The following is a 17871-nucleotide window of genomic DNA, read 5'->3' on the forward strand; positions in this document are numbered from 1 at the left end:
ATCTGGAAGGCTTCGATGGGCAACAACCTTCGCAAGAAAACCTATTACGGCGTCACCGTCGGCATCCTCATGGTCAACAGCCGCTTCCGGCGCTGGCCCGGCGATATCGGCCATGCCGGCACCTGGGATTTTCCCGTGCAGTACAGAATCGTCCACGACGCCGTGCCCTCGCGCATGACGGAGCTGCACGAATCCAGCCTGCTCGAACCGTTCAAGCGGGCGGCCCAAGAGCTGATCGATGCCGGCGTCGACGGCATCACCACGACCTGCGGCTTCCTCTCGATCTACCAGCGCGAGCTCGCCGATTTTTGCTCCGTGCCGGTCGCGACCAGCGCTCTGCTACAGGTGCCGATGGTCGAGCGCATGCTGCCGACGGGCAAGAAGGTCGGCATCCTCACCTATAATGCCGAGGTGCTGAACGGCCCTTATCTGCGCGCCGTCGGCATCGCCGAGGACACGCCGGTCGTAGGCCTGCCGCAGAGCTCCGAATTCGTCCGCAGCATCCGCGAGGGCGACGACACCGTGCCTTATGACGTGCTGCGCGGCGAGGTGCTCGCCGCGGCGGGCGACCTGCTCAACCGGCATCCCGATGTCGGCGCGATCGTCGGGGAATGCACCAATCTGACGCCCTTCAGCGCCGATATCGCCGAACGCTACGGCGTGCCGGTCTTCGACGCGGTGACGATGGTGAACACCTTCCATGCGGCGCTGAAGCCGCGGCGCTTCGGCACGGACTGACCTCAGCGCCACGATGGAAAGCGGCCAGAACAGGACGGGTATCGCCGTCATCGGCGGGGGCATCGTCGGCGCTAGCGTCGCCTACGGTCTTGCCGCCCACGGCGAGACCGTGACGCTGTTCGACGAGGGCGACATCGCCTTCCGGGCGGCGCGCGGCAATCTCGGCAATGTCTGGGTGCAGGGCAAGGGCGCCGGCGGCCCGGCCTATGCCGATTTGACTCGCCAGGCGGCGAAGGACTGGGACGACTTCGCCCGCGACCTCGGCGCCGAGAGCGGGATCGATCTGCATTTCCGCCGGCCGGGGGCCTTCTTCTTCTGCTTCTCCGAGCTGGAGTTGGAGCGCCGCAGCAAGACGATGGCCGATCTGGAAGCGCATGCCGCGGTGCCGAGCCGGTTCGAGGTCATGGACAATGACGGCATCCGCAAGCTCCTTCCCGAAGTCGGCCCCGCCGTCGTCGGCGCGACCTTTTGCAGCGACGACGGCACGACGAACCCGTTCCATCTGCTGCGCGCGCTGATCGCGGTGTTCGAGCGGCACGGCGACTACCGGCCCCGCCACGCCGTCGCGGGCGTCGTCCCGGACGGCGCGGGCTTTCGGGTGAAGACGCAACAGGGCGACTGGCTCGCCGACCGCGTCATCCTGACCGCCGGGCTCGGCAACAAGGAGCTCGCGCCGGAGCTCGGCCTCTCCGCCCCCGTCCGCCCCGTGCGGGGGCAGATCATGGTCACGGAAAAGCTGAAGCCCTTCCTGCGCCACGGGATCAGCTTCATCCGCCAGACGGTCGAGGGCGGCATCGTCTTCGGCGAATCCTCCGAAGAGGCCGGGCTCGACGACCGCACCACGCCCGATGTCATCCAGACGACGGCGAAGCGCGCCGTCGCGGCCCTGCCGCTGCTCGCCAGCGCGCAGGTCGTGCGCAGTTGGGCAGCGCTGCGGGTGATGTCGCCGGACGGCATGCCGGTCTACGAAGAATCCACGGAACATCCGGGCGCCTTCCTGGTCACGGTCCATAGCGGCGTGACGCTTGCGCCGTTCCATGCCGGCCCGCTCGCCGCCGCCTTGTCCGCCGGCCGGCTGGATCCGGCCTGGCAGCCCTTCTCATCGGATCGCTTCAGTGTTCCAGCGCCTTGATCTCACGGAATTCGACACCGCCTTCAGCTTCGGCGGCACGACCGTGCCCGCCCGCGAGGGCGAAAACCTCGCGGCAGCGATCCTGCGCGCGGGGATCAAGACCTTCCGCAGCACGCCTCGTTCCGGGGCTCCGCGCGGCCCCTATTGCATGATGGGGGTCTGTTTCGAATGCCTTGTCACGGTGGACGGGCAGCCCAACCGGCAGGCTTGCCTCGAGACCGTACGCGCTGGCATGGTCGTCGAACCTCAGACAGGCGCCGCGGAGCTCAGCCAGTGAGCGCGCCCTTCGACGTCGCGGTGGTTGGCGCGGGTCCGGCGGGCATGGCGGCCGCTGTCACAGCCCGCAAGCACGGACTGAGCTGCGTGGTGTTCGACGAGGCCGGCAAGCCCGGCGGCCAGATCTACCGAGCCATCACCGAGCGCCCGGCACCGGACCGCGCCGACATTCTAGGACGAGATTATTATGCGGGCCGCGATTTGGTCGAGGCCTTCCAACGCTCCGGCGCGGAGCACCGGGCCGGGGCGATGGTCTGGTCCGTCGCGGAGGGTGAGATCCGTTGGCGCTCGCGCGAAGGCTCCGGCGTCACCGTGGCACGCCGGATCGTCGCGGCCGCCGGCGCTATGGAGCGCCCATTCCCTATCCGCGGCTGGACGCTGCCCGGAGCCATGACTGCCGGCGCGGCGCAGATTCTGCTGAAAACCGCTGGTCTGTTGGAGGACGATCTCGTCTTCGTCGGCGGTGGCCCGCTGCTCTATCTCGTCGCTGCGCAATACTGCCGCGCAGGGCATCCGCCGCGGCTTATCATCGAGACGACCCCGCGGAAGAATTTGGCGGCCGCGCTGCCCTATCTCCCGCGGGCGCTTCTGGCCGCCCCGTATCTCTCCAAAGGACTTGGCCTGCTCCGCGAACTGCGTGCCGCCTGCGTCCGCATCGAACGCGGCGTCGAGCAGGTTGAGATCGAGGGCGAAGATGCGGTGCGCGGCGTGAAATGGTTCAGCGGCGGCCGCTGGCAGCGCACTGATGCAAGCCGCGTGGCGCTCCATCAGGGCATCGTGCCCAATGTGAATCTCGCCATGGCGCTGCGCTGCCCGCATGTCTGGGACGAGCGTCAGCGTTGCTGGCGGCCGGAGCTCGACGCATGGGGGCGCTCCAGCCAGCCCTGGCTCTGGATCGCGGGTGACGAGGCCGGCACATCCGGCGCCATTTCGGCGCGTTTGAGCGGCACGCTTGCCGCGCTCGACATCGCTCGAGACCTCAGCGCGATCAGTGCAGCCGAGCGGGATCGGGCGAGCAGCTCCCTTCGCACCGCGCTCTGGCGAGACCGCGCGATCAGGCCGTTTCTGGAGGCGCTCTACCGTCCGGCTGATGCTTTCATCGCGCCCGAGTCCGACGATGTCGTCGTTTGCCGCTGCGAGGAGGTGACGCGCGGCGAAATCGCCCAGGTCGTGAAGGAAGGCGCGGCCGGACCGAACCAAGCGAAAGGCTTCCTGCGGTGTGGCATGGGTCCCTGCCAGGGGCGACTTTGCGGGCACACGATCACTGAGACGATGTCGGCGTTGAGCGGGCGCAGCCCGGGTGAAATTGGCTATTTCAGGTTACGCATGCCAATCAAGCCCGTGACGGTCGAACAGATAGCGGACTCCTGTGTCGATTCGGGTCCCAACTTCGGCGCCGAAGCATCGTAAAGTCGTCGGGGCGCAGATGGCGGTGCGATGATGGGCTAATTTCGGGTGGCGCCGGACGCTGCCCTACGAACTCAGCCCAGAGCGGCGTGCCGATGCCTTACGTGCGGTCGGCCGCTTCTTGGATCTATCCGGCAAATTGCGCCGGAAATCGATCTGAAGGATCAGTCTGCGGGTATGGTTCCGGTCCATTTCGCTGCCCAGACAGCAGCTGCGTCAGCGCCTCGTCATCAACCTGTCGTGAAGCCATTTGCAGAACCGGATCTCCAACTCCGTGATCGGGCCAGATGCTTCGCTTTCTCCTTCTCCGCTCTCTGCGCGCCCTGCTGACCGTCGCCATCTGCGTCTCGGCCGTGTTCGTCGCGCTGCGCCTGGCGGGCGACCCGGCCCAGATCATGTTGCCGAGCGACACCCCGCCGGATGTCGTCGCCTATTATCGCGAGGCCTGGGGCCTCGACCGGCCTCTGGCCGAGCAGTACCTGCTCTATATCGCGAGCGCCGTCCGCGGTGATTTCGGCCTCTCATTCGCGGATGGCAGGCCTGCCTTCACCGCCGTGGTCGAAGCGCTGCCGAAGACCTTCCTGCTCGGCTCCTCCGCACTGATGCTGGCGCTCCTCTTCGGCCTGCCGCTCGGCGTCCTCGCTGCCCTGCGCCACAACCGCGCCGCCGACCGGCTCGCCATGGCGGTGGCGGTGTTCGGCTATGCGATCCCGGTCTTCTTCCTCGGCATCCTGCTCATCCTGCTCTTCGCGCTGAAGCTGCGCGTGCTGCCTTCGGCCGGATCTGACAGCCTCTGGCATCTCATCCTGCCAACGGTGACGCTCGGCCTGCCGCTTGCCGGCCGGCTGGCGCGCTTCGCCCGCACGGCGACGCTGGAGGTGCTGGGCAAGCCCTATATCCGGGCGGCACGTGGGCGCGGCGTGATGCCGCTCCGCGTGATCCTCCGCCACGCCCTTCCCAATGCCGCGGTGCCGCTGCTGATGTTCATCGGCATCGAGATCGGCCATATCCTCGCCGGCAGCGCGGTGGTCGAGACCATCTTCGCCTGGCCGGGCATCGGCCGGCTGCTGGTCGACTCCGTCTCGACGCGCGATCTCTCCGTCGTCCAGGCCGTGATTTTCACGGTGACGGTTATCATGGTCGGCGCCAATCTGCTGGTCGATATCGTGCATATCCTGATCGATCCGCGGCTCGGCGGCTTCTCCCGCGCGCTTGGCGGGCAGGCCTGATGAGCGCCGTCGGTCTCTCCTCCGCGCCTGCGGCTCCTGCGGCCAGACACCGGATGTCGCCGGTCGTGATGCTCTCGGCCGGCTTCCTGCTCGCCGTCGTTGTCGTCGCGCTGCTCGCGGACTGGCTGGCTCCGCTGCCCTATACCGCGCAGAATCTCGCCGCGCGATTGAAGCCACCTTTGACCGAAGCCGGCGGCACGACCTACTGGCTCGGTACCGACCAGCTCGGCCGCGATATCCTGAGCCGGATGATCTTCGCTGTCCGCACCTCGATCCTGATCGCCGTGATGGGAACCCTGATCGGAGCCGTGTTCGGGACAGCGCTCGGCTTCCTCGCGGCGCGTCTGCGCGGCTTCGTCGATCAGGCCATCATGATGCTGGTCGATGCCCAAGCGGCAATTCCGGCGCTGTTCCTGGCGCTGACCATGCTCGCCTTCTTTGGCAACAACATCATTCTCTTCATCCTCCTCGTCAGCATCGACGGCTGGGATCGCTATACCCGGCTGGCGCGCGGCCTCGTCATCTCCGAGCAGGAGAGCGACTACATCAATGCCGTCGAGGCGCTGGGCGCTGGCCCGTCGCGGGTCGTCCTGCGCCACCTCCTGCCCAATATCGCCGCCGCGCTGGTGGTGCAGGCCACGCTGAATTTTCCCGGCACGATCCTGCTCGAAACCTCGCTCTCCTTCCTCGGACTCGGCGTGCAGCCGCCGGGCACCTCGCTCGGCCTGATGCTCGGTGAAGGCCGCCGCTACCTGCTCAACGCCTGGTGGATCGCGGTCTTTCCGGGGCTGACGATCTTCCTGACCACGCTGTCGATGAGCCTGTTCGGCGACTGGCTGCGCGACCGTTTCGACCCGACCAGCGAGAGGAACTGAGACGATGCGACCCGGCCTCCTTTCGGATGCGGGCCGGCCGCTCGCCATCGCCCATCGCGGCGGAGCCCTGCTCGGGCCGGAGAATACGCGGGAGGCCTTCTCCGCCGCCATCGCAGCCGGAGCCGAGGTCGTCGAAACCGATCTGCGCTTCAGCGCCGACGGTGCGCTGGTCTGCCTGCACGATGCCGACCTCATGCGCCTCGCCGGGCATCAGGGACGGGTCGCCGAGACCGATCTCGCGACGCTGAGGGCGCTTCTGCCCGGCTTGCTGACGCTGGACGAGGCGATCGCGTCTTCCGCGCCGCTCGGCCTCCTGCTCGACGTCAAACTGTCCGAACCCCGCATCCTGAACCCGATCCTCGCCGCCCTCGATTCAGCGGATTCGCTTCCGCGCTGCCTGCTCGGCGTCCGCGACATCGACCTGATCGGCGCGGCGCGCCGGCTGTCGCCGGAGATCGCGATCCTCGCTCTGGTGCCCGATCCCGATTCCATCGCGGCAGCGCGATCCGCCGGCGCCGATTGGTTCCGGCTCTGGCAGGGCGAGGCCACGCCGGAGCGGCTCGCCGCCGTGCGCGAGGCCTGTCTGGGTTCGGTCATCATGGTCGGTCAGCCACGCTCGGTGGCGGAATCGGGTTATCCCGCCTTTCCGGTCGGCCGGATCGATGCGGAGGGCATCACGCGCCTGCTGGCGCTCGGCCCCGACGCGGTGATGCTCGACGATCCGCGACTTCTCCTCGCGGCCCGGACTGTCACCGGCCCGTCGTCAATCTGATGCAAGGCAGCCGCATCGCGGCGCCGTTGTGCCGGCCCCGCCCGATGTCTTGCGAGGATCTCCATGCCCGTCCTATCCCGTCGCCGCTTCATCGAGGGTGCTGCCGCCCTGCCGGTCGCGCTCTCCATGCCGACCGCCTTCGCGGCCGATGACAGCCGCCCGAACTTCACCGTCGCGGTCGCGGATCTGCCGGCGACGCTGGAGCCGGCGCGCGAGCTTTCCAATGTCGGCACCCGCGTCACCTATTCGATCTTCGACACGCTGATCCGGCGCGATTTCCTCGGCGCGGCCGATGGCGGCGGCTCGGAGCTGAAGCCGCATCTGGCGGTGAAATGGGAGCGGGTCTCGCCGCAGGAGCTCGTCGTCACGCTGCGCCAGGGCGTGAAGTTCCACAATGGCGACGAGCTGACCTCGGAAGACGTCGCCTACACCTTCCGCGACGGCCGGCTCTGGGGCGACAAGGCACAGATCCCCGGCGGCAAGCCCTATTTCGGCATCCTCGCTTCCGTCGAGCCGGTCGACCGCTACACGGTCCGTTTCAAGACCAAGGTCGCCGATGTGCTGCTGGAGCAGCGCCTCGCCTCCTGGTGCGCCTGGATCGTCAACAAGCGCGCCTATGAGGCGATGGGCTTCGAGGCCTATTCGCGCAAGCCGGTGGCGACCGGCCCCTATCGCGTCGTCTCGCATTCGGCCGCCGACGCCACGGTGCTGGAAGCCTTCGACGACTATTTCATGGGCAAGCCGACGGCCAGGCGCGTCAGCTTCAAGCGCGTGCCGGAGCTGGCGGCGCGCGTCGCCGGGCTGGTCGCGGGCGATTACGACCTGATCACCAACATCCCGCCCGACCAGATGAGCGTGGTCGGCGGCTACAAGGACATCGACGTCCGCTCGGTCGTGCTCGCGAACGTCCATGTCCTCGCCTATAACGATCAGGATAAGGTGCTCGCCGACAAGCGCGTGCGGCAGGCGCTGAACCACGCGATCGACCGCCAGAAGCTGGTCGAGGCGCTCTGGCAGGGCACGGCGCAGGTGCCGGCGAGCCATAATTTCCCGGAATACGGCCAGATGTTCGTCGAGGGCCGCAAGCTCTCCTACGACCCGGCGAAGGCCAAGGCCCTGCTCAACGAAGCTGGCTACAAGGGCGAGCCGATCGTCTACCGGACGCAGGCCAACTACTACACCAATGCGCTCGAGGCCGCGCAGATCCTGACCGAGCAGTGGAAGGCCGTCGGCATCAATGCCTCCTTGCAGGTCGTCGAGAACCCGACCCAGATGCGCGGCGCCAACACGCAGATCTTCAACTGGTCGAACTCGACGCGCCTGCCCGATCCGCTGGGTTCGATCTGGGTGGCCTGGGGGCCGGCCGGCGAGATCCAGGTCTCGAAGTTCTGGACCTCGGCGCAGGCCTTCAACAAGGCCGGCACGGCGCTGGAGGCCGAGACCGACCCGGCGAAGCGCAAGGCGCTGTTCACCGAGATGCTCGACATCTGGGAGGACGAGGCCCCGGCCACGATCCTCTACCAGCCGAGCGAGGCCTACGCGATCAAGAAGTCGATCGCCTGGCGGCCGACGACCTTCTACTTCATGGATCTGCGCCCGGACAATCTGCGCTTCGCCAAGGCCTGAGCGGCCGTGATCCGGGCTACGCCGTAGGCATAGCCCGGAGCCTATGAGAAGGGCGCTATCCGTCATGGTCGGGCTTGTCCCGACCATCCACGTCTTCCTTCGTGCAATGCGGTGTTCAAGACGTGGATGCTCGCCACAAGGGCGAGCATGATGGCTGGAGCGAGGTCGTGTTCATGGGTTCCGGGCTCAGGCTTGCGGCCTGCCTCGGAATGACGGCGCGGTTTCCTCGAAACCAGCGAGCTCTACTGCCCGCCACCCAAAATAAACCGCCGCCCGTCCTGCTCGACCACATCGACATGCTGGACGAAGGCGCCGCTGCCGGCCGAATGCCGAAGCTCACGCCCCTCCTCGCGCGGCGGCACGGCGAGATTGCGCCCCATCATCGTCGCCGCGGGCTGAAGCCCGAGCAGGCCAAGCACGGTCGGCCCGATATCGATGATGCCGGCCGGCTCCTGCGAGACGCCGCCATGGCCGCCGGCGTCGCCCAGGATCAGCACGGTGTTCAATTCATGCGGGTTGATGCCGCCATGCATGCCGCCGCCGAGTGGCACGTCGCCGGGCGTCATCGCCCCGAGACCGGGCAGCCCATATTGATCGGCGTCGAGCGTCGATTTCAGAATGAACATCAACTCCGGCTGGCGCTCGGCATGCCCCGTGTTCATAAGGCCCAGCGAGAGCGTGCCCGCGATCTCGCCTTCGACGCCGTTGCGGTCGCGCGAGAAGACATGGCCGATGGCAGGATGCTCCATCAGCCAGGCCGCGACACGCTCGATCTCGGCGTGCTCGCCTTCCCGCAGGCGGATCTCTCCGCTCATGCCGCCGGTTGCCACGATAGCGGCGCCGTTGATTGTCTTTTCCGCGCTGAGGTCGAAGCCGGCCTGCTGCGCCGCCTCGAACAGCGGTTCGACCGTGCCGGTCGAGATCTGCCCATGATCGGAGGCCGCGATCACCGCGATACGCTCCGCATCGGGCTGAGCCTCGACCCAGTCGAGGATCGCACCGAAGGCTCGGTCGGCCTCGCGAAGGCCAGCCATCGCCTCAGGCGAACCGAGGCCGCGATAGTGGAAGGTCGTATCCGGCTCGTTGAACCAGATCAACGCGACGTCGGGCCGTGTCGGCAGCACCAGCTCGGTCATCACCCGCCCGCCATAGGCGAGTTCCTGCAGCCGCGGCAATTCGCGCTCCGGCAGCGGGCCAAGACGGGCGATCGCGGCCTCGACCGCTTCCGGCGTCTGCGTCGCCCCGGCGCCGTGCATCGAGAAGGTCCAGTGCCCGTTGGCGCGGGCGCGCGGATTGATGAAATGCGCCGAGCCGGCCGAGCCGGTATGCACCACCGCCATGCGCTTGCCGGCACGGGCCAGCACGTCTCCGAAGCTGTCGGCGGCGAGCAGGCGACCGTCATGATGCGCCTCGGCGCGGCGGATCAGGCCGGCATCGCTGGTGTCGAACATCCGCTCGGGGATCGCCTCGCGATGATAGAAGGCATTGCCGACGATGCCGTGGACGATTGGCGGCGCGCCGGCCGCGATCGAACTCGTCGCCACGCGGGTGACCGACGGAAAGACGCTGCGCGCGCGGCGGAACCAGGTTCCGCGCGCGGCAAGGCGCATGATGTTCGGCGTGAGCTCAGGCGTGACGAGATCCGGCCGCAGGCCGTCGAAGACGGCAATGACGACGCGGTTGGCGGTCGGTTGGTCAGGGCGGCTCATCTCGTCTCCGGGGTCGGCGTCGTTTCGGATCAGGCTGCGGCCGCCGCGGTCGGCGCGGTTGCCAGATGACAGGCGGCGAGGCGGCCGTCAGCCACGGGCTTGAGCACCGGAACCTCCTCCCGGCAGCGGGCCACGGCGCGCGGGCAGCGCGGATGGAAGGCGCAGCCCGAGGGCCTGTCGACGGGATTCGGCGGGTCGCCCTGCAGGATGATGCGCCCTTGCGTCCCGCGCAACGGCGTCGGCACGGCCGAGACGAGCGCCTCTGTGTAGGGATGGGCCGGGGCGTGGAACAGCGCATCCGGCGGGCCTTGCTCGACGATGCGGCCGAGATACATCACCGCAACCTTGTCGGCAATCTGGCGGACGACCTTGAGATCATGGCTGATGAAGAGATAGGCCATGCCGAAGCGGGTCTGCAGGTCCTGCATCAGGTTGATCACCTGCGCCGCGACGGAGACGTCGAGCGCCGAGATCGGCTCGTCGCAGACGAGCAGCGCCGGCTCGAGCACGAGCGCCCGCGCCAGCACCACGCGCTGGCGCTGCCCGCCGGACAGCTCGTGCGGATAGCGTTCGAACAGATCGGTCCGCAGGCCGACCGCATCGAACAGCGCGAGCGCCTTCTGCCGTTGCGCGCCGGTGTTGCCTTCCAGCCCATGGATGACCAGCGGCTCGACGACCTGCTCACCCACTGGCAGGCGCCGGTCGAGCGCGGCGAGCGGGTCCTGGTGAACGAGCTGCATGCGCCTACGCAGGGCGCGCCACTGGCGATCGCGCAAGGCGGTCACCGGCTCGCCCTCGAAGCTGATCCGCCCGCGTGTCGCCGGCAGCAGGCCGAGCGCGAGCTTGGCGGTGGTCGACTTGCCGCAGCCGGATTCGCCGACGATGCCGAGCGTTTTCCCGCGTTCGAGCGAGAAGCTCACGCCGTCGACCGCGTGCAGGATGCGGCGCGCTCCGCCGGCGGTCGCGACCGGGTATTCGCGGGCGAGGTTGCGGACATCGAGAAGCATGGTCATGCCGTCGCCTCGATTGGCGCGGGCACCGACAGATCCGGAAAGGCGGCGCCGCGAGGCGGCAACGCTTCGTCGAGCCGCAGGCAGGCGGCGCGCTGGTCTTGCGCCGCGAGCGTCAGTTCCGGCAATTCATCGCCGCAGCGCTCGATCGCGATCGGGCAGCGCGGCGCGAAGGCGCAGCCCGGCGGAATGCTGGCCGGGGCCGGCACGGTGCCGGGGATCGGCGTCAGCCGCCGGCGCGGACCGTCGAGCGTCGGCAGTGCCGCCAGCAGACCTTGCGTATAGGGGTGGCGCGGCCGGGTGAGCAGGTCCTGCGTCGCCGCCGTCTCGACGATTCGCCCTCCATACATCACCGCGATCCGCTCGCAGAGATCGCCGACGACACCGATATCGTGTGAGATCAGGATTAGCGCCATGCCGGTCTCGCGCCGCAGCTCGCGGATCAGGTCGAGCACCTGCGCCTGGATGGTGGCGTCGAGCGCGGTCGTCGGCTCGTCCGCGACCAGCACATCGGGCTCGCCCGCCAGCGCCAGCGCGATCATGACGCGCTGGTTCATTCCCCCCGAGAATTCATGCGGATATTGCTTGAGACGACGTGGCCCGTCGGCGATGCCGACCCGGTCAAGCAAGCGCAGCGCCTCGCGGCGGGCCGGTTCTCCGGTCAGGCCGCGATGAAGCCGGAGGACCTCCGCGATCTGCGTCCCGATGCGCTGCACCGGGTTCAGCGCACTGCTCGGATCCTGGAAGATCAGGGCGATGCGGCCACCGCGCACCCGCGCCAGCTCGCGCTCGGGGAGCGTGCCGATATCCCGTCCATCGAGCAGGGCTTCCCCGCCCGTGGTGACATTGCGCCCGAGCAGGCGCAGCGCGGCGAGCCAGGTGATGCTCTTGCCGCAGCCGGATTCGCCGACGATGCCGAGCGCTTCGCCGCGCCCCACTGACAGGTCGATGCCGCGTACGATCGGCATCGCGCCGGACAAGGCAACGGTAAAGCCATGCAAGCGAAGCAGGGGGGATGCGGCTTGGCCTTCGATGAAACTCGAGCCGCGTCTGTTGAAGCGATGCTTCGTCAAGGTCGATGATGACTGCATGACGGCCGACATATCGCCGGGCCCGTGACCGTCTTGTGACGTCGCGGTCGAGTGTCGGATATCGACCGTCATTGACCGGGAACTGCACGTCGCAGAAGCCGCGGCACCAAGGATGCGGGCAACAGACCGGTCCTGGCTGCTTGACGACTAGTCTCCGTGGGCTGCCCGCGGCGTATCGCTACAGAGGCCAGGTCCATGAAGTCGTTCGTTGCGTCATCTCGACGCGCTACCGCCAGTTGGCCGAAAGCAGCATGCGCGGCGCCTGCGTCAGGCGTCGCGCGCCCTCCATTTCCACAACGACGCTTTCGCTGAAGCCCAGCCCGCCCGCAGACACATACATATGGAAGACCATGCCCTCCTCCAGCCGCCAATCGGAGCTCGGCAGGAAAACGCGGGAAAAATCGCTGGGCCGCGGAGTTCGGCCGTAGAGACCCAGCGTATAGCCGCTCACGTTGTCATAGGCTGGCCGCAGGCTCTCGGCGAGAACGGCCTTTCGGAGGATGGCATCGACATCGCGCGCGACAGCGCCTGGCTTCATGGCCGCGAGCTGCCGGTCCTGCAGGGCGACGAGGCGTGCGGCGAGCGACGCCAGCCCGCGGCGATCCTCGCCGATCAGGACCGGCCGCATCAGGCGTGCGCCGTAATTGCGGACCTTCGGGATCAGCTCGACGTGAAGGATGTCGCCATCCCGCAGCGGCTGCGCCGTCATGACGCCATGCAGGAACTCATGGTCGCCGATCCCGGGCACGATGGGGCCGGTTTCGCCGGTGTCGGCCCCGTTCTCGAGGAAACAAGCCGCAGCGATCGCGGCCGCTGCACGCGGCGAGAGCCCCGGCCTCGCCTGAGCGGCAATGGCCGCCATGGCCTTGTCGGCGATGCAGCCGGCATCTCCGATCAGGCAGATCTCCAGCGGCGATTTCACGGCCCTGAGCAGATCGCATGCCGCAGGCAGGTCGATGAAGCGCACCTCCGGCAGCAGGGCGCCCAGCTTGTCGCGCGTGGCGGCGGTAAAGCCGTAGGAGCTGTGATCGGCCCCGATACGGGCGTCCGCCAAGCCGCGGCGGCGCAGCTCATCGGCCATGATCGCATGGGGCTCGGCCGTATCGGCATAGCCGACGATGTCGGAGAACCAGCAGGCGGCGCGGCAAGGCCCGGCATCGAGCTCGCGCAGCACGAACCAGGGCTCGCCCTCGCGCGGCAGGAAGGCCGCGCGATACATCGTCTCGGAGACGGTGTAGCCCGTCAGCCATGCCAGGAATTCGGCATGGTCGACGAGCATGATGTCCACGCCGGCCTGCGCCATCGCGGCACGGGCCCTAGCGACCCGTCCCGCGAATTCCTCACGCGGAAAGGGCGGGCTCACGCGACCTCGCAGATATCCAGGATCGTCAGCATGTAGATGCGGATCATGTCGAGGAAATCGCGGATCTCCACGCGCTCGTCGGGCATGGTGTTGTAGCGCCCGCCCGGTCCGCAGACGATGCCTTCCATCCCGGCCTCGGCATAGAGATGGCCGGCATCGGTGCCGAAGAAGCCGGGCGGCTTGATCGCGCCGGTAGGCTGCTTCTCGCCGCGCACGGCCTCGTAAGCCGCGTTGACGGTCTTGACGATGCGGGCATCCTTGGCGACCTCGAAGGCCGGCATCGACTGATGCCCTTCCTTCTTCTCAATGCGGATTGTCGTCTTCAATCCTGGAAAGCGCTGCTCCAGCGCGGCAAGCTCGCGCTTCATGTCGGCGAGCGCGCCTTCCTGTGTTTGGCCGGGCGCATATCGACCCGAGCCCTTGAGCTTGCAGTAATCGGCGACCTGCGGCGCGCGCCACTCGTGCAGCTCCTTGCCGAGGGCGCCATGGACGACGCCGACATGGACGCGGTTGATCGATTCATGCTCGGGCGACGGCGCGCCCGAGAAGGTCATCGCATTGAGGCGCGGGACGAGATCGCAGGCCGCCATGATCGCGTCGACCGCCTGCTCGCGCTTGGAGAGGTGGCGGGTGTTGCCGGTGAGTTCGATGACGAAGGAGAAGGCGCAGGCATGCATCGTCACGGCCTGCAGGTCGGTCGGCTCGCTATTGACGAAATAGTCGGCGCGGATGCCGTTGCGTATCGCCGCGACGGTGCCGACGCCGCCCTGCAATTCGCCGACGACGAAGGTCAGGATCACGTCGCCCTTCAGCTTCACTCCGGCATCGATCAGCGTCTTGACCGCGCAGTAATAGGCGGCGTCGCCCGCCTTCATATTGGAGACGCCGATTCCGTAGATGAATTCATCGTCGATGACGCCACCCCACGGGTCGACCGTCCAGCCTTCGGTCGCCGGGTTGGTATCGAGATGGCCGTTGAACAGCAGGCTTTTGCCCCCGCCCTGCCCCGTCCAGCGACCGATGGCATTGGCGCGTCGACCCTCGTCGAAGGATTGCGCCTCCGCCTCTATGCCCATCGCCTTCATCTGATCGACGACATGGTAGACGAGCGCCTTCTCGCCTTCGGTCTCGGAATAGCTCTTCTGCTTCACCCAGTCCGAGAGCAGCGCGAGGCAGGCCTTCTCGTCGAGCGAATGGATCAGGTCGCGGGGGTTCATGCGTGTGGCCTCTGATGTCAGGCGGCAGCCGTGGCCGGAGCAGGCACGGCTTCGAGCAGGGATTGGGTGTAGGGATGGAGAGGGCCGGTCGAGAGCGTCGCGATATCGACGAGATCGACGAGGTCGCCGCGATACATCACCGCGATCCGGTGGGCGATCTGGCGCACCAGATTGAGATCATGGGTGATGAAGAGATAGGCGGTGCCAAAGCGCTTCTGCAGATCGACGAGAAGCTCGACCACCGAGGCCTGAACGGAGACGTCGAGCGCTGACGTGATCTCGTCGCAGATCACCAGCTTCGGCTTCGAGGCGAAGGCCCGCGCGATGGCGACGCGCTGCTTCTCGCCGCCGGAAAGCTGGTGCGGATAGCGCTCGGCGTAGGAAGCCGGCAGCCGGACCTGCTCCAGCAATTCACCGATCCTCGCTGTATCCCGGCGCGCGCCCGGCTCGCCATAGAGCGCCAGCGGCCGGGACAGGATCTCGCGGATGCGCTGGCGCGGATTGAGCGAGGAATCCGGATGCTGGAAGATGATCTGGACGTCGCGACGATAGGCGCGGTCCATGTCGGAGAGGCCTGATATCCGTCGCCCGGCGAAGCGGATCTCACCCTCGAAGCGGTTGAGCCCCGTCATCGCCTTCGCCAGCGTCGACTTGCCCGAGCCGGATTCGCCGACGATGCCGAGGATTTCGCCGGGCATCACCGAGAGGCTGACCTCGCGATTGCCGGTGAACTGCGTGTTCGCCCGGCCGAGCAGCCCGCCAAGGAAAGGCTTGCGGCCATAGAGCACGCTGACCTTCTCGACCTCGACCAGCGGTTTGCCGGTCTCCGGTCCTTGCGTCCCGACCAGCCTGTGGTCCGGCCGCGGCACCGCGGCCAGAAGTTTCCGGGTGTAGCTGTCCTGCGGACGGGCGAAGACTTCGCCGACGCCGCCCTGCTCGACGATCCGGCCGCGATGGATCACCGCGACCTTGGTGGCGATCTGCGAGACCAGTGCGAGGTCGTGCGAGATATAGAGCGAGGCGACGCCGGTCTCTTCCTGCAGTTCCTTGAAAAGATCGAGGATCTGGCGGGCGGTGATGACGTCGAGCGCGGTCGTCGGCTCATCGAAGATGATGCATTCGGGCTGGCAGGCGAAGGCTGTGGCGATGACGACGCGCTGCTTCTCGCCACCGGAGGCCTCATGCGGATAACGCCGCATCATCTCTTTCGGCACCTTCAGGCCGACATGGGCAAGCCGTTCCTCGCCTTCGGCCCAGGCCTGTTTCCGGGTCAGGCCGCGATGGCGCACCAGCACCTCGGCAAGCTGCTCGCCAAGCGGCAGTGTCGGGTTGAGCGAGGTGCTCGGGTCCTGGAAGACCATGCCGATGCGCTTGCCGCGGATCGCGTCGATCTCGGCTTCGGACGCCTTCAGCAGCTCCTGCCCGGTCAAACGGATGCCGCCCGCCTCGCGCGCAGTCGCGGGCAGGTAACGCATGATCGCCCAGGCGAGCGAGGTCTTGCCGGAGCCGGATTCGCCGACGAGGCCCAGCACCTCGCCCTTGGCGACCTGGAGGTTGACATCGTCGAGGGCTCGCATGAAGCCGGTCGGCGTCGCGTAGTCGAGGCTGAAGCCGGCGATGTCGAGGATCGTGCTCATCGCGTCAGGTCCTCGGGTTCAGCGCGTCGCGCAGGCCGTCGCCGAGCAGGTTGAAGCCGATCGCGACCAGCGCGATGGCGAGGCTCGGCCACAGGATCATCCAGGCGCTGAGATGCATGAAGCGGCGGGCCTCGGCGACCATCAGCCCCCATTCGGAAGCCGGCGGCTGCGCGCCCAGCCCGAGGAAGGAGAGCGTCGCGAACAGCATCACCGCGAAGGCGACGCGGATCGTCATCTCGACGATGATCGGCGCCACCACGTTCGGCAGCATCTCGCGCCCGACGATGAAGGCTGCGCTCTCGCCGCGCGCGATCGCAGCGTTGACGTAATCCTGCTTGCGCACGGCGAGCGCGACCGAGCGCGTCACCCGCGCCATGCCCGGCGCGAAGGCGAGCGCGATGGCGAGCAGCGCGTTGAGGCTGCTCTTGCCGAGCAGATTCACGATCAGGAGCGCCAGCAACAGGCTGGGGATCGACATGATCGCGTCGACGGTGCGCATGATCGCCTCGTCGCTGCGCCCGCCCAAGAAGGCCGAGACCGTGCCGATCACGGCTCCGACCAGCGTTCCGAGCACGGTAGCCAGCACGGCCAGGACGACGGTGGCGCGTGCGCCGTGCAGCAGGCGGCTCAGGATGTCGCGCCCATACTGGTCGGTGCCGAGCCAGAACTGCGCGCTCGGCGGCTTGTAGCGCATCAGTGGCGCCATCTTCTCGGGATCGTAAGGGGCGAACCACGGCCCGACGATCACGACGAGCAGGATCAGGCCGACGATGACGAGGCCGAGCGCGCCTTGCGGCGAGCGCAGCATGCGCTTGAGGATCTCAATCATACTGGATCCTCCGGTCGAGCCAGGCATAGGCGATGTCGGCGAGGAAATTCGCGACCGCATAGGTCGTCGCCATGATCAGCGCGCCGGCCTGGATCGAGGGCAGGTCGCGCGCCTGGATCGCGACGATGAGCTGCCTTCCGATCCCCGGCAGGGCGAAGATCTCTTCAACCACGATGACGCCGCCGAGCAGATAGCCGACATCGAGCGCGACGATCGTAATGGTCGGCAGCAGCGCATTGCGCAGCGCATGCTTGAACAGCACCTGCCGCTTCGACAGCCCCTTGAGGCGCGCGGCGCGGATATAGTCGGAGTGCAAGACGTCGACGAGTTCCGACCGCACCATGCGCGAGACATGCGCGATCAGGATCATCGACACCGTCAGCACCGGCAGGACGAGGTGCTTCAGGCCTCGCAGCGGGTCTTCCGTCAGCGGGACATAGCCCGTCGCCGGCAGCCATTGCAGCCAGTCGGCCAGGATGAGCACCATCAGCGTCGCCGTGACGAATTCCGGCAAGGAGACGCCGATATAGGAAAGGAAGCTGACGCCGAGATCGGCCGCCCGGCCCCGTCTGACTGCGGCGACGATGCCGAGCGGGATCGCCACCGCCAGCATGAGCAGGATCGAGAACAGCGCGAGCAGCAGCGAGCGGCCAAGCGCCTCGATCATCGCCGGCGCAACCGGCTGGCCGGTGCGCATCGAGAGGCCGAAATCGCCGCGCACCACGCCGCCGAGCCAGTGCAGATACTGCATCCAGATGGGATCGTTCAGCCCCATCTTGAGGCGCAGCGCCGCCAGCGCATCCGGCGTCGCGTTCTCGCCCAACATCATGACGGCGGCATCCGCCGGCAGGATCTGGGTGATCGCGAAGACGATCAGCGACACCACCAGAAGCGTGTAGCCGATCAGCAGGATGCGCTTGAGGATGTAGGCTGGCGACACGCCGCTGCCCTCGCCTGCGC

At 67.6% G+C, this 17871-nt stretch carries 16 protein-coding genes; 8 read left to right on the forward strand and 8 right to left on the reverse strand.

The genetic code is table 11. The annotated features are described in order from the left end of the window. Positions 1-15: 15 nt before the first annotated feature. From AC1DDA_RS06670 to AC1DDA_RS06705, 8 genes are all read left to right on the forward strand, one after another. Positions 16-738 carry an aspartate/glutamate racemase family protein gene (locus tag AC1DDA_RS06670; protein WP_476795163.1) on the forward strand — a complete coding sequence of 241 codons (723 nt, stop codon included), beginning with the start codon at positions 16-18 and terminating at the stop codon, positions 736-738. A 13-nt stretch (positions 739-751) separates the two neighbouring features. Next, positions 752-1870, forward strand: coding sequence for an NAD(P)/FAD-dependent oxidoreductase (locus AC1DDA_RS06675; protein WP_476795164.1), 1119 nt, complete (start codon positions 752-754; stop codon positions 1868-1870). Further along, on the forward strand, positions 1854-2147 hold the full coding sequence (locus AC1DDA_RS06680; RefSeq protein WP_476779931.1) for a (2Fe-2S)-binding protein: 294 nt from the start codon (positions 1854-1856) through the stop codon (positions 2145-2147). Before AC1DDA_RS06675 ends, AC1DDA_RS06680 begins: the two co-directional genes overlap by 17 nt. Beyond that, positions 2144-3556, forward strand: coding sequence for an FAD/NAD(P)-dependent oxidoreductase (locus AC1DDA_RS06685; RefSeq protein ID WP_476795165.1), 1413 nt, complete (start codon positions 2144-2146; stop codon positions 3554-3556). Before AC1DDA_RS06680 ends, AC1DDA_RS06685 begins: the two co-directional genes overlap by 4 nt. Positions 3557-3840: 284 nt before the next feature. After that, positions 3841-4782, forward strand: a complete 942-nt coding sequence (locus AC1DDA_RS06690; RefSeq protein ID WP_476795166.1) for an ABC transporter permease — start codon at positions 3841-3843, stop codon at positions 4780-4782. Next, the gene (locus tag AC1DDA_RS06695; protein WP_476795167.1) at positions 4782-5657 is read left to right on the forward strand and encodes an ABC transporter permease; all 876 of its coding nucleotides are present in this window, start codon (positions 4782-4784) and stop codon (positions 5655-5657) included. The genes AC1DDA_RS06690 and AC1DDA_RS06695 overlap by 1 nt, the downstream gene beginning before the upstream one ends. 4 nt (positions 5658-5661) lie before the next feature. Then, the gene (locus AC1DDA_RS06700) at positions 5662-6429 is read left to right on the forward strand and encodes a glycerophosphodiester phosphodiesterase (RefSeq protein ID WP_476795168.1); all 768 of its coding nucleotides are present in this window, start codon (positions 5662-5664) and stop codon (positions 6427-6429) included. A 63-nt stretch (positions 6430-6492) separates the two neighbouring features. Then, a complete protein-coding gene (locus tag AC1DDA_RS06705) occupies positions 6493-8055 on the forward strand; it encodes an ABC transporter substrate-binding protein (RefSeq protein ID WP_476795169.1) in 1563 nt (520 codons plus the stop codon). 242 nt (positions 8056-8297) lie between these two features. Here the strand turns inward: AC1DDA_RS06705 and AC1DDA_RS06710 are convergent, their stop codons facing one another. The 8 genes from AC1DDA_RS06710 to AC1DDA_RS06745 form a co-directional block, all read right to left on the reverse strand. Next, positions 8298-9764: an alkaline phosphatase family protein gene (locus AC1DDA_RS06710; RefSeq protein WP_476795170.1), complete on the reverse strand. Its 1467-nt coding sequence runs from the start codon at positions 9762-9764 to the stop codon at positions 8298-8300. A gap of 29 nt (positions 9765-9793) precedes the next feature. Beyond that, positions 9794-10777 carry an ABC transporter ATP-binding protein gene (locus tag AC1DDA_RS06715; protein WP_476795171.1) on the reverse strand — a complete coding sequence of 328 codons (984 nt, stop codon included), beginning with the start codon at positions 10775-10777 and terminating at the stop codon, positions 9794-9796. Further along, entirely contained in the window at positions 10774-11742 is a 969-nt protein-coding gene (locus tag AC1DDA_RS06720; protein ID WP_476795172.1) for an ABC transporter ATP-binding protein, read from the reverse strand. The genes AC1DDA_RS06715 and AC1DDA_RS06720 overlap by 4 nt, the downstream gene beginning before the upstream one ends. Before the next feature lie 349 nt (positions 11743-12091). After that, entirely contained in the window at positions 12092-13228 is a 1137-nt protein-coding gene (locus AC1DDA_RS06725) for a M24 family metallopeptidase (protein ID WP_476795173.1), read from the reverse strand. Next, entirely contained in the window at positions 13225-14445 is a 1221-nt protein-coding gene (locus AC1DDA_RS06730; RefSeq protein WP_476795174.1) for a M20 family metallopeptidase, read from the reverse strand. Before AC1DDA_RS06730 ends, AC1DDA_RS06725 begins: the two co-directional genes overlap by 4 nt. A 17-nt stretch (positions 14446-14462) precedes the next feature. Next, positions 14463-16082 (reverse strand): dipeptide ABC transporter ATP-binding protein, encoded by a 1620-nt coding sequence (locus AC1DDA_RS06735; protein WP_476795175.1) that lies wholly within the window; start codon positions 16080-16082, stop codon positions 14463-14465. A 4-nt stretch (positions 16083-16086) separates the two neighbouring features. After that, positions 16087-16911, reverse strand: a complete 825-nt coding sequence (locus AC1DDA_RS06740; RefSeq protein ID WP_476778258.1) for an ABC transporter permease — start codon at positions 16909-16911, stop codon at positions 16087-16089. Then, positions 16904-17851 (reverse strand): ABC transporter permease, encoded by a 948-nt coding sequence (locus AC1DDA_RS06745; protein WP_476795176.1) that lies wholly within the window; start codon positions 17849-17851, stop codon positions 16904-16906. The genes AC1DDA_RS06740 and AC1DDA_RS06745 overlap by 8 nt, the downstream gene beginning before the upstream one ends. Positions 17852-17871: the final 20 nt, after the last annotated feature.

This window comes from Allobosea sp. 10N428 (genome assembly GCF_056394545.1).